The sequence below is a fragment of the Oligoflexia bacterium genome (assembly GCA_034439615.1).
Taxonomy (GTDB): Bacteria; Bdellovibrionota; Bdellovibrionia; order JABDDW01; family JABDDW01; genus JAWXAT01.
Genome location: JAWXAT010000017.1, coordinates 1 through 11,991, shown reverse-complemented (window position 1 = coordinate 11,991; position 11,991 = coordinate 1). Strand labels below are relative to the sequence as shown.

At 38.6% G+C, this 11,991-nt stretch carries 14 protein-coding genes; 10 read left to right on the top strand and 4 right to left on the bottom strand.

Annotation, left to right across the window (positions count from 1 at the left end; translation table 11 throughout):
• The first annotated feature begins 114 nt into the window (after positions 1 to 114).
• Genes SGI74_04365 through SGI74_04350 form a run of 4 tightly spaced genes read left to right on the top strand, consistent with a single transcriptional unit; the run spans position 115 to position 4,928 of the window.
• Positions 115 to 1,644: an SDR family oxidoreductase gene (locus SGI74_04365; protein MDZ4676724.1), complete on the top strand. Its 1,530-nt coding sequence runs from the start codon at positions 115 to 117 to the stop codon at positions 1,642 to 1,644.
• Positions 1,645 to 1,653: 9 nt separating this feature from the next.
• The gene (locus tag SGI74_04360; GenBank protein MDZ4676723.1) at positions 1,654 to 3,948 is read left to right on the top strand and encodes a phosphoenolpyruvate carboxylase; all 2,295 of its coding nucleotides are present in this window, start codon (positions 1,654 to 1,656) and stop codon (positions 3,946 to 3,948) included.
• A 38-nt stretch (positions 3,949 to 3,986) separates the two neighbouring features.
• On the top strand, positions 3,987 to 4,340 hold the full coding sequence (locus tag SGI74_04355; protein ID MDZ4676722.1) for a YkvA family protein: 354 nt from the start codon (positions 3,987 to 3,989) through the stop codon (positions 4,338 to 4,340).
• 6 nt (positions 4,341 to 4,346) lie between these two features.
• Positions 4,347 to 4,928, top strand: coding sequence for a hypothetical protein (locus SGI74_04350; GenBank protein ID MDZ4676721.1), 582 nt, complete (start codon positions 4,347 to 4,349; stop codon positions 4,926 to 4,928).
• Between the two features lie 21 nt (positions 4,929 to 4,949).
• On the opposite strand, the gene SGI74_04345 is transcribed toward SGI74_04350, so the two are convergent.
• Positions 4,950 to 5,888, bottom strand: coding sequence for a hypothetical protein (locus SGI74_04345; GenBank protein MDZ4676720.1), 939 nt, complete (start codon positions 5,886 to 5,888; stop codon positions 4,950 to 4,952).
• Between the two features lie 76 nt (positions 5,889 to 5,964).
• Between SGI74_04345 and SGI74_04340 the strand changes: the two genes are divergently transcribed.
• The 3 genes from SGI74_04340 to SGI74_04330 are packed head-to-tail and all read left to right on the top strand — an operon-like array spanning position 5,965 to position 8,022.
• The gene (locus SGI74_04340) at positions 5,965 to 6,561 is read left to right on the top strand and encodes a hypothetical protein (GenBank protein ID MDZ4676719.1); all 597 of its coding nucleotides are present in this window, start codon (positions 5,965 to 5,967) and stop codon (positions 6,559 to 6,561) included.
• A complete protein-coding gene (locus SGI74_04335; GenBank protein MDZ4676718.1) occupies positions 6,561 to 7,181 on the top strand; it encodes a paraquat-inducible protein A in 621 nt (206 codons plus the stop codon). The genes SGI74_04340 and SGI74_04335 overlap by 1 nt, the downstream gene beginning before the upstream one ends.
• Positions 7,165 to 8,022, top strand: coding sequence for an MlaD family protein (locus SGI74_04330; GenBank protein MDZ4676717.1), 858 nt, complete (start codon positions 7,165 to 7,167; stop codon positions 8,020 to 8,022). Before SGI74_04335 ends, SGI74_04330 begins: the two co-directional genes overlap by 17 nt.
• A 1-nt stretch (position 8,023) precedes the next feature.
• On the opposite strand, the gene SGI74_04325 is transcribed toward SGI74_04330, so the two are convergent.
• Positions 8,024 to 8,341, bottom strand: coding sequence for an MGMT family protein (locus tag SGI74_04325; protein ID MDZ4676716.1), 318 nt, complete (start codon positions 8,339 to 8,341; stop codon positions 8,024 to 8,026).
• Positions 8,342 to 8,430: 89 nt separating this feature from the next.
• Between SGI74_04325 and SGI74_04320 the strand changes: the two genes are divergently transcribed.
• From SGI74_04320 to SGI74_04310, 3 genes are all read left to right on the top strand, one after another.
• Complete coding sequence (locus tag SGI74_04320) at positions 8,431 to 9,036, top strand: DUF1579 domain-containing protein (protein MDZ4676715.1); 606 nt, start codon at positions 8,431 to 8,433, stop codon at positions 9,034 to 9,036.
• Positions 9,037 to 9,168: 132 nt separating this feature from the next.
• Positions 9,169 to 9,390 carry a translation initiation factor IF-1 gene (gene infA / locus SGI74_04315; GenBank protein MDZ4676714.1) on the top strand — a complete coding sequence of 74 codons (222 nt, stop codon included), beginning with the start codon at positions 9,169 to 9,171 and terminating at the stop codon, positions 9,388 to 9,390.
• The gene (locus SGI74_04310; GenBank protein MDZ4676713.1) at positions 9,390 to 9,581 is read left to right on the top strand and encodes a hypothetical protein; all 192 of its coding nucleotides are present in this window, start codon (positions 9,390 to 9,392) and stop codon (positions 9,579 to 9,581) included. The genes infA and SGI74_04310 overlap by 1 nt, the downstream gene beginning before the upstream one ends.
• 6 nt (positions 9,582 to 9,587) lie before the next feature.
• Here SGI74_04310 and hflX read toward each other — a convergent pair whose 3' ends face one another.
• Together hflX and SGI74_04300 are read right to left on the bottom strand one after the other, a co-directional pair.
• The gene (hflX, locus tag SGI74_04305; protein ID MDZ4676712.1) at positions 9,588 to 10,973 is read right to left on the bottom strand and encodes a GTPase HflX; all 1,386 of its coding nucleotides are present in this window, start codon (positions 10,971 to 10,973) and stop codon (positions 9,588 to 9,590) included.
• 44 nt (positions 10,974 to 11,017) lie between these two features.
• Complete coding sequence (locus tag SGI74_04300; GenBank protein ID MDZ4676711.1) at positions 11,018 to 11,605, bottom strand: hypothetical protein; 588 nt, start codon at positions 11,603 to 11,605, stop codon at positions 11,018 to 11,020.
• Positions 11,606 to 11,991 lie beyond the last annotated feature (386 nt).

The window sequence follows — 11,991 nt, the reverse complement described above, 5'->3', positions numbered from 1 at the left end:
ATGAGTTTTCTGATGTCAGATTGACACTAATTCCCTAAAATTAGAAATGTAAGGAGTTAAAACGCACCACTTAGCGTGTTGACACTATATGCCATAAAGAATAATTTCCTACCCATGAATGACGATACACCTTCAATTGAAGAAATAAAACGCACAGTAGGGCTACTTGAAAACCTTGTGGAAAATGGCGCCCTCTTAGCCCAATTACCACCCGACACTCGGCTTGCACTCTTTAAAGCCGCGGGCCGGTTATCAAGACCCAATCGAGATGATAGCCGTCGTCGTCAAAAGTCTGTGGATAAATATCGCCATAAAATTGTGATGAGTGAGAATCGCAATGCGCGTGCTACAACAGGAATTCGTAAAGCGCGCCAAGATGCTATCTTCAAAGCACCACTACAAATCACAGCTGAATCAACCGAAGAACATGCATTAAAAACGGCGCGCAATTGTTATGTGTGCAAAGCTGAGTTTACAAAACTTCATTTTTTTTATGACCAAATGTGCATGGAGTGCGCTGAGCTTAATTACAAAAAAAGATTTCAATCAGCGTCCCTCGAGGGCCAAGTGGCTCTTATCACAGGTGCACGACTAAAAATCGGATATCACTCTGCGCTGATGATGTTACGTGCAGGTGCACGGGTGATTGTAACAACTCGATTCCCAGTAGATGCGGCGACTCGGTTTTCAAAAGAATCAGATTTTATTATATGGAAAGATCGACTTCAAATTCATGGTTTAGATTTACGTCACACACCAAGTGTTGAAATTTTCACTCGCTATATTGAACAAAACACTGATCGACTTGATATTTTAATTAATAATGCCGCACAAACAGTAAGGCGCCCTCCTGGATTTTACGCTCATCTCATGGCAGGAGAAACAACCCCCTACAGTCAATTGTCTGAGGAAGTTCAACAATTATTAAAGCCTCACGAAACATGCAAAGCTCAGTTAGATGTTTTTTGCAAAACAGCACCACAAACAAACGACTCAGCTCCGCTAGTAGCATGGCATGGCCAAGGCCCAGGAATTGGACTTCGCGCCTCTGCACAGCTTTCGCAAATTCCTTACACCTATGATGCTTCATTAGCGGTGGAAGAAGTTTTTCCTCAAGGTAAACTCGACGCCGATCTTCAACAGGTAGATTTACGCAGCACAAATAGCTGGCGTTACAAACTCGCAGATGTACCAACTCCTGAATTACTTGAAGTACAGTTAGTAAATTCCATCGCACCGTTTGTTTTGTGTAGCAAACTTGTCCCATTAATGAAGCGTGATTCGACAGGCAAAAAACACATCGTGAATGTTACGGCGATGGAAGGAAAATTTCATCGCTTTAAAAAAATTGATCGCCACCCTCACACAAATATGGCTAAAGCAGCATTGAATATGCTTACACACACTTCTGCTGGTGATTTAGTTAATTTTGGAATTTTTATGAACGCAGTTGATACAGGCTGGGTAACAGATGAAGATCCGGCAACTCTTTCAGCACTTAAACAAGAGGTTCATGATTTTCAACCGCCCCTTGACATCGTAGACGGCGCAGCACGTGTGTGTGATCCATTTTTTGATGGTATTTTAACCGGAGAACATTGGTGTGGAAAATTTTTAAAAGATTATAAACCCACAGATTGGTAAAAACATCTCATGGAAACAAAACTTCCCGCAGAATTTCGAACACTCGTTCGTGATTCACTCAATTTTCTCGGCAAAGCAATCGAATCAGAATATGGAAAAGACACTCTAACTTACATTGAACACATACGACTTGAGTTTAAAAATGTACGAGAAGCTGGAATTTCAGAAAAATTAAAATTGCACGAAAAAATTCTTACGAGTCTTCGAAAGCTCACGCCAAAGAAAAGATTTTGGGTAGCCCATAGTTTTGCGGTTTCACTTGAACTTATCAACGCTTGTGAGAATGCTTACAGAACTTTTAGATTGAGAAAAAGCCCCGAGAAAAACCCAGCTCAGTGTGTATCGAATATCACCTTTGTATTAACAGCGCATCCCACTGAATCCAGAAGCCCTGAGTGTATACTTATTTTTTCTCAAATCACAAATGCACTCATTAATATACTTGATGGTAATTCTGAGGCGTTAGCTCAACTCGAACATCTCATCTTACTTGCGATTAAAGTACCCATGGCTCGTGATAAAAAACCAGAAGTCGCCGATGAAGCGGCCTATATTTATTCAGTTTTACGCGAAGATATTATTAACGTACTTAGCCGTTATGCGAGTAATAACCAACCCGTCTATTTAAGTACCTGGGTTGGTGGTGATAAAGATGGGCATCCCGGCGTAACTGCAAAAGTGATGACAGAAAGTTTTAGCCTCTCAAGGGAAAGACTCATTGAAACAGCGTTGTCGTACGTTGATAGAACACAAAATGATCTCAGTATTATTCATGCGAAATTAAAAAGTTTAACCGCACTTTCTAATCACCTCAGGCAATTAAAGAATTTAAATCCAGGTGATGGAAAAAAAATCACCACACTTTACGCACTTCTCACAAAAGCTAAAAAACAATACTCAACCCTCGTTAGGTCTGACTCTCCCGGGCTAAAAGAGCTCAGTCGTCTCTTAGATCTATTTCCCGCTCTTGTTGTGCCCTTAGAACTTCGCGAAAGTAGTGATTTGGTTCAAATTGCAGCAGAAAAATCAACGGGTGAAATATTTAAAATGTTTACTCAAGTTAACAAACTCTCACGCGGGGCAAACCCCAGATGGTATGTAAAAGGATTCGTCGTTAGTATGACTGAATCACCAAAAGACATTCTAGCTGGCTTAAGCATAGTTAAAAAAACATTAGGCAAACCTGTAATTCCGGTGATTCCACTTTTTGAAAACAAAAAGGCATTAAATCTGGCCATAGAAATTACGTCACAGACACTTAAAAATAAAGAATTGCATTTAGCTTGTACGAAATTTTGGAACTCTACTTTTGAAATTATGCTTGGATACTCTGATTCAGCAAAAGAAAATGGCGCACTTTCAAGTCGCACAATGATTGGCCACGCACTTCACGAACTTGAAAAGACCGTACAAGGTTTCGGACTCATGCCTGTTTTTTTTCACGGTTCTGGAGGCAGCGTTGATCGTGGCGGGGGTTCAGTTGAAGATCAAGTCGCTTGGTGGCCAGATTCAGCACGATCAAATTTTAAAGCGACCATACAAGGAGAAATGATCTATCGAACTTTTGCATCTTCAGAAATTTTAAATAGCATCGTTCAAAAAATAGTCAACTGCGGATACAAAGAAGCAAAGCATCCCTCGACTCTAACAACCCAGAGTCTGATTTCTTTTTCAAATCAAGTGGCTGAGCATTATCGTAAACTTATTCATGATCCAAATTTTCTACAGATTGTCGAAAAAGCGACCCCCTACTCTTATCTTGATCAATTAAAAATCGGTTCACGTCCAACAAAACGCGCTGGTCAGCTTTCAGTAAAAGGTTTAAGGGCTATCCCTTGGGTATTGTGCTGGACACAAACAAGAATTCTTTTACCAGTATGGTGGGGTGTTGGCTCAGCGTGGGAGAATCTAAATAAAGAAGAGCAAGTACTCTTGAAAGAAACATTTAAGTCACATCCGCTTTTTAAAACGTTTGTAAAGTTAATGGCATTTACTTTGTCAAAAGTGGATTTATCAGTCGCATTTTCTTATTTGATGAATTCAAGCTTGGATAAAAAACTAATCGACTCAAGTATTATTGAGATTTCTAAAGAACATGAAAAGGCGATGAGATTTGTTCGCGCATTAAGTGGAGAACAAAATCTCCTGTGGTATAGACCATGGTTAGGCACAAGTATTAGACTCCGCTCAACCATGATACACCCCATGAATCTACTTCAGATCATAGCGTTAAAAGATAAAGACCCAAGCCTCTTGAGAGAAACAGTTACTGGTATTGCCAGTGGAATGCTCACCACAGGTTAATAATTGACTGCTGGAGGTTAAAACTCTAAATTTATGAGATGAAATATATAAAACAACTCATCGCATTTATTAAAGACGTCTCCAATGATGTGCGTATTCCCGATGCTGATAAAAAAATATTACTGGTTTTAATTGCACTCATCATTTCGCCTATTGATTTAATTCCTGATTGGATTCCCTTTTTTGGAATGCTTGATGACATCGTTATTTTAGGTGTTGTTTTAGATTATTTTTTCAATCATTTAGATCAAGTTATTCTGCTCTCACATTACCCCTGGGATATGAAAAGCTATATTCGAGTTCGAAAATTTGCACACATCATAACCTTTTTAACCCCCGATTGGATTAAACACAAAATCTGGAAATTCAAACCCTCCGTTTACTTGAAATAAGGTTAAATGAAATCCGCTCAAGCATTTCTCATAATCGCATCAATTTTTTTCGCACAGCCAGTTCAAGCGATTCCAAAGCCACTTTTTTATAAAGACCGAGAAACATTTTTGGTTGTGGATGACAAGTCAAAAACTCCTGTTTTTCGTGTTCTTAATAACACTGTAGCCAAAAGAAACATGGCCCTTACACTTAATTCGATTTTAAAGTTATCAAACTCTGAAATCCAAGTGACTCCTTACGTTGACATTCGCTTAGAAAAAATTATTTTAAAACCACTTAAAAACAATTCAGACAAAATTAGCATCACTTTACAAGTATCTGATAAAGAGTATGAAATTGAGCCAGAATTAAAAAGATCAGAGCTTTTAGCAGGTAAAAAAATTACCGTTAAGATTCCGCCAAAAGTTGATCAGGCAGCCATTTATATTTTAACTACCAAAAGTGAATTTACGCTGACCTATAAACCTACTGAAGACATGCTCTTAATTGACAATCTACTTGTAGATATAAAAATCGAGAATCGCATTACACCCAATGAAGATTCAGTTGAACAAATAAAATTTAAGGGAAAAGGTTTAAGGCAATAAGTAAAAATACACCTTATTGTTTTAAAATATTAATTTTAACTCTAAATTTAATCCTGGTGAGCCCTTAAAATCTAATGTTCTTGGAAAAGCCAAGTAAGGCACAATTGTGTAATGCAAAATATTTTGAAAAATCTTGTGGCTAAAACCAGTGGCTACAACATAGCGGTCTAAATGATAATTCGGACGACTAGATGATTCAAATATGAGTGAATAACCCTGTGACATAGAATCATTATAATCATAACCAATTCTGATACCATTGTTTGTAGAAAAAACATTTTCTCGATCTACATATTGTTCTTCATTAATGATTGTTAAAACTGCGGTTTTATACAAAGGAATATCTGTGTTGATCGAAAAGAACTCGCCTGCACCCGCGTAAGATCGCACAAAAAGTTCTGCTTCTGGGCGAATTGTAAAAAATGAATTTTCAGTTTTTGTTTTAAGTCTTAAAATGTATGAATGACGAACACCATCAAGAAATTCAACCCGAGGTTCAAACTCAGCAATGACTTGACCCAACTGTTGCGCAAGCCCCACACCACCACCATAATTTTGTCTAGAGGGTGCTGTCCTCACACGGTTTTTATTTACACCACGCACTTGTTCTTCATCTGATGTTGAAAATTTAAGCTGCCATTTTTTCTCAAAATTAGGTAAATGCAATCTCAGGTCAAGAAAAGGCTTATATGTAAATGCTCCGTTTTCAGCCCAATTGGCCTCACTGCGTAAAGTGACTTGAGTAAGATTTCTAAAACTTACATCTCTATTATTTTGACCAGACAACCCAACATCAATATCGGTTGCAAATTCATCGATTTTTTTTGAAATTTCAATATTACGCTCAATAAGAGTCTTAGGTTTTTTTTCGACTTCGACAACGGCAGCCGCATAAACACCTGAGCAAAAAAGCACTTGGGCCAGTACTAATATTAAGTATGTATAAACCGAGTATAACATTTATCTATTCGCTCTCCGCCTTCTTAAGAATCTTGTAGTCTTTTGTGACTCGTATTTGTATCTTAAGTCAGTGAATATGGGTAGCTTTTGGATAATTTTATCAATTCTCATTGTTGGCATCACCAGCAATGCTCACCAAGCCCATGAGGGTACAGTCCTTGGTACTATTGGGCCATTTTTTCATCAAACTCATTCCTTACGTTCAAAAAACCCGGCATATTCGCCCCCGCTTGCGGGCATAGGATTTCTCGCTGAAGGAGACCTTTACGATAGAGGCGGCATCGAAATTGGATTATTTTACACGCATAAAACTTACCAAAGATCTTCTGGGAATGCATTCATGGTAGAAAAGGTCCATAAAATATCAGTACCGATTGGATATAGGCATTGGTTATCAGACATTTTCTCAATGGGGTTTTTCTTTAATTCTATGTTTTCAAATGGCGAACCACAGACTATTTATAATGATATTGCTACGGGTGAAATCACATCTGCTCGTGAGATGGTCGAATCAGGGATTGAATATTCCATCCAGTGGGAAGTATGGACAAACGAAAAAATCGCAACAATTTTAGACGGACGTTATTGTTATTCATTGTCAACTAAACCAAATGAAGATGCCCATCAATATGGAATCCTTTTTGGTGTGAAATATATGATACAGGAAAAATAATGAGCACTTTAAAAAATCAACCCCGACACTTCATATGCTATCAGTGCTCAAATCCACTTCTTTTGTCTGACGAATTAGAAAAAAGTATTGAGTGCGACCGCTGTGGATACAACAATCATCGACTTGCAAGAAAATCTGCAAAATTGACATTAGCGTTTTCTATGACTGCACTGATATTTTATATTCCTGCAAATTTTTTCCCGTTTATGACTGTTGAACTTTACGGCAATAAAAATAGCTCAACAATTTGGAGTGGAATTTTATCTCTAGCAGAAGATGGTTCTTGGCCCATTGCTCTCATAGTTTTTTTAGCAAGTATGTTAATACCTTTTTTAAAACTCATTATTTTATTTTATTTATCGCTAACCGCAAATAGTGTGGGCAATCCCAAGTTTAAAACACGCCTTTACCACATCATTGAGGCAATAGGCAGATGGTCAATGTTAGATATTTATTTATTGGCTGTACTTGTCGCAGTCATGAAATTGGGTCATTGGACATCAGTAACACCTGAGGTTGGCTCCGTCTTATTTGCTTTTGTAGTTATATTTACCATGCTTGCATCTGATAATTTTGACCCTAAACTATTGTGGGATAAAGAAAATGAAAAAACAAGTTGAACAAAAAATAAAAAATATACGATCAAATTGGCATGTTTGGTTATTTCCAATTTTTGCCATACTGATTTCAGGCTGGCTCGTATTTGATCATTTTAATCAGGGCGGCCCGACTATTAAAATATTTTTTGACGATGCCTCTGGTATTCAAGCTGAAAAAACTCGAGTTCGTTATCGAGGTGTTCCCATTGGTACGGTCAAAAAGATTTCACTCACAAAAGATACAAAAGACGCAATTGTTTATATCAAGCTGACAAGCGATGCTGAGAATTTTGCTGTTGCCGGTTCAAAATTTTGGATGGTCATGCCTAAAGTCAGTGCCGCTGGCATTAGTGGCCTCGAAACAATTTTTGACGGCACTTACATTGCCGTAGAACCAGGGAACCCTGAGGGAAAAACCAAATTAGAATTTAAAGGGCAATTGAGTCCTGAATCTAATGATTCGTTAGAAAACACATCTGTTTATTTTATTGAGACAAGTAATGCAGAATCAATCTCTCCAGGAGATTCCGTCACATTTCGAGGAATCAAAGTTGGTTCAATAAGTAAAGTAGCCCTTTCTAAAACCGCGCAAGTGGCCGTCATACAGATTGATGTTCAAAATAAATACGTGAATCTCATTCGCACAAATTCTGTATTTTGGAGAAAAGCTGGAATCAAAGCAGATCTGGGTTTATTTAATTCAGAGATTAAGGTGAATTCATTTGATTCTATTATGCATGGTGGCATCGAATTTTTTACCCCAAATAATCCCGGCGCAGTAGCCAAAGCACAAAGCCGTTATCCACTTCATGGGGAAGCCCCAAAAGATTCAGGGAAATGGAACCCCCAACTTGAACTCTAATTTATTTGGAAGTACGCCATTGATATTTAACTAAGTCTATTTGATCTTCGGTTAAAAACTTAATGCCTTCTTTATACAAAATTCTTTTTTGACGAAGAAAATCAGGCGTTGACCAATGAAATGATATTTTCCCCTTAGAATTAATAACACGGTGCCAAGGTAGATTATGACTTTTAGAACATGAGTGAAGAATCCAAGAAACTCCACGAGCACCATGTGGTTTACCAGAAAGTTTAGCAATTTGCCCGTAGGTAGCCACCTTGCCTTTGGGTATTTTTTTGATCATTTTGATTACTTGTTTTGTAAAATCCGTAAGCATACTTATTATTTGTAGACTGACTACTTGCTCTATGACAAGTCAGCTGATAGTTTTTTTTATCAAGAACATTCATCCAAAGGAGAACTTCTATGAAAAAAAATCTATTTTTATTAATCATGACTGTCGCAATGAGCGTCACTGCAGTTGCTGCTGATACAGCAAAGATTCCTAATGATCCAAAGCATCAAGAAATGATGAAAGCATGGACTGCATACGCAACTCCAGGAGCTCCACATAAAATTCTAGCTGATATGGCAGGAAACTGGAAGTACACATCAAAATGGTGGGAATCTGCTGATGGAAAGCCTCAAGAATCAAAAGGCACAAGCAGCATGAAAATGATTCTTGGCGGACGCTTTTTGCAGCATGACACGAAAGGTTTAGCGATGGGCATGCCCTTTGAAGGTATGGGTCTTGTTGGGTACGATAATATTAAAAACAAATATGAAACCATCTGGCTTGATAATATGGGCACAGGAGTTATGCATGGCACGGGTGATTTTGATGCCGCAACAAAAACGCTTACTGATAGTGGCGAATTTTCATGCCCGATGAAAAAAGAGAGAAAATCTACCTACCGTGGCGAGTGGAAAGTTATCGATAAAAATAATATGACCTACACTATGCATGGCCCCGGCATGACCGATAACAAAGAATTTAAAATGATGGAAATGACTTATAAACGCGTGAAGTAACATGCTTTAGGCCGCTGTAATAGCCGTCAACGTCAACACATACGACAAGACGGCTTTCAGCGATTTCCAGTATCGCTAAGTCGGCTAAACTGTTACAGTATTGGAAATACTTTTCACTGTGAGGAATTACATTTGGCTAAGGATGATAATATTGCGTTGGCAGGAACAATAACCACAACAAAAGGTGGGGGTAATTACTCCGTCTTGCTTGATGGCGGAATCACGATTCTTGCCAAACTCAGCGGCAAAATGAAGCGCTTCAAAATTAGAATTGTGCCCGGAGATAAAGTTACCGTAACTGTTTCGCCTTATGATCCTACTCACGGATTCATCACACACCGAGAAAGATTTTAATGAATCAATCTGCACGTTGCCCGAATATGAATCATGGTCGCGCTCAATCACAAGTTTCATTTTGCCCCACTTGCGGTGAAAAACTGAACATGCCCCAACAACAAAGGTGTGATAACGACAAACACTTAGCGCGTAGAAAAAATGGCGATCGCCACTGTGTAGATTGCGGATTATTATTATCTAAATTATAAAATTCTTTATTTAAGCTTCTTTTTTACAAAAGTTAGATTTTCAGACGTAGACCGCACACGCAATATTACTCCATCAGAATTATATTCTTCAGATAATACACGCATCCGAGACCTTACTTCTCCAATCACTCCTTGAGCTGCGAATGGAACAAATAAATCTTCATCAATCATATTACTTTCAAAGTAAGACATAATGAGTTCACGTAAAGCCTTGAGATCTTCTTTACTTTTTGTAGAAATAAAAACCGCATCAGGATATTCCATTTTAAGTGTGGTTAAATCTTCTATCGTAAGAAGATCTTTTTTATTCAATATTAATCTACTAGGAACATCAGTAGCTCCAACTTCAGCTAAAACTTTTTGAGTAACTTCGAGTTGAGATCGAAAAGACGGATCCGCTGAATCAACTACAAAAAGTAAAAGTGAAGCACTTACCGCTTCATCAAGAGTTGATTTAAAAGATGCCACAAGGTCATGGGGTAATTTTTTAATAAAGCCTACGGTATCAGACATCAAAACCTTTGGCTGTGTTTCGGGGTACAGTGGGCGAATGGTTGTATCAAGTGTTGCAAAAAGTTTATCAGCAACGAGAACTTCACTTCCGGTCATGGCACGCATCAATGATGATTTACCAGCATTGGTGTAACCGACCAGCGCCACTGTTAATTCTTTTTCACGTCTTGCACGACGCTGTTGATGTTCATTACCTATAGATGCCAATTCAGTTTTTAGTTCTTTAATTCGATCACGAATTCTACGTTTATCAAGTTCAAGACTTGTTTCACCTGAGCCTTTACCGCCGATGCCCCCGCCTTGTCGTTCACTGCTACCTCCCGTTTCGCGTAAACGAGGAGCCATGTAATTAAGTTTTGCGATCTCAACTTGAAGTCTTGCTGCACGAGTGCGGGCGTGTCGTCCAAAGATTTCAATAATCACACCTGTACGATCAAGTACGGTGACCCCGACAGCACTTTCAAGATTTCTCAGTTGAGAAGGAGAAAGGTCACAATCAACAATGACAATTTGAGCTTGTTCACCAGTAAATTCAGGCTCGCTATCTGAGTCGTCTTCAGAATCGACCAACTCAGATTCATCAGCCTCTGCCGCTTCGGCGTCACGTTTTAGTGCGGCTTTATTTTTCTTTCTTTTAAAAGATGTAGATACTTTTCCGGAACCACTTGTCCAAAGGGCTAATTCAGCAAGCTTTCCCTCTCCGAGAACTGTCGCATATTTATCTGAACTTCTTTTTTGTCTTACTTGCCCCACGACCATGTAACCAAGTGTGGTTACAAGGCGCGTGAGTTCTTGAAGAGAACTTTCTAGATCCTCCACACTCAAATTTGGCGTGTGAATTGTAACTAAAACGGCGTTAGATTTTGATTGATTCGACATCGATCAACACTATCACTAAAGTGGCAAAAGGCCACTCAAGAAACTTATCCGCCCATTCGATACTTACAGGCATTTAGAACGACAGTTGCACGTGTGTATTCAGCTTGCGCACGTTTTATGCGAAGCGTGTTGCCAGATGAGAGTGCAGCAATTTGCTCATGGTAAGCTTTGGTATGAAGTTGTTTACGCTCAACAAGATTACATGTACTGGCTGATACCCAACTCACACAGCCCACATCACGAGAGTAGGTGCAGAAACTTTCAAAAAAACCATCACCGTCTCCGTCCCAAGCTTTTTCAAAATAATTATCTTCATTATCATAGGCCCAAGCATAACCTTGAGGTGTTCCACGTTGATTCCAATCCCAATAAAATACGCCGTAACCTTTTTGATTGGGAATATTATAAATGCTTTTCCATTTTTCGAAGCGTCCGTCAGCGTTGGCATCCCACGCCCATGTGATTCCGCCATCAGCTTCGGTATAACGATAGACAAAACCACCTGAACCATCTGGGTAAGTGTTAACTGAGTCTTGAAGGGCATTTGTCGCAAAATAAGCGTGAGACGAATTTGTCACTAGCATGATCGAAAAGATGAGGGTGATAGCAATGATTAACGATAAATTTTTCATGAAATTATACTCCTTATGAGAGGTAAATTACCGGTTTTGAATGATACTTGAGCAACTTATATGCCATGCACTGAAGTGAAGCGTTCGACACAATTATTGTTTTTAAGGGGTCTGGTGTAGGAGAGGGAAAGACTTAATCTAGAATTCAGATTAGATTGGGTATTTTTGTAAACCAAGTCCGCAATTTATTCACGAAAATGCTCAAACTCTAGTTTCATGTTGACTAGTATTTTCAATACCCATAACTTTTATTTAATGGATAACTTCATACGTCTAAGACATTTAAATCAAAAAGGCCTCGGCATGGCTGAGGCAATAATTGCCTCAGCACTTTTGTTAATTACCAGCCTTGGTGTGGTTAGTTATTTAAATTCAGCCAAACAATT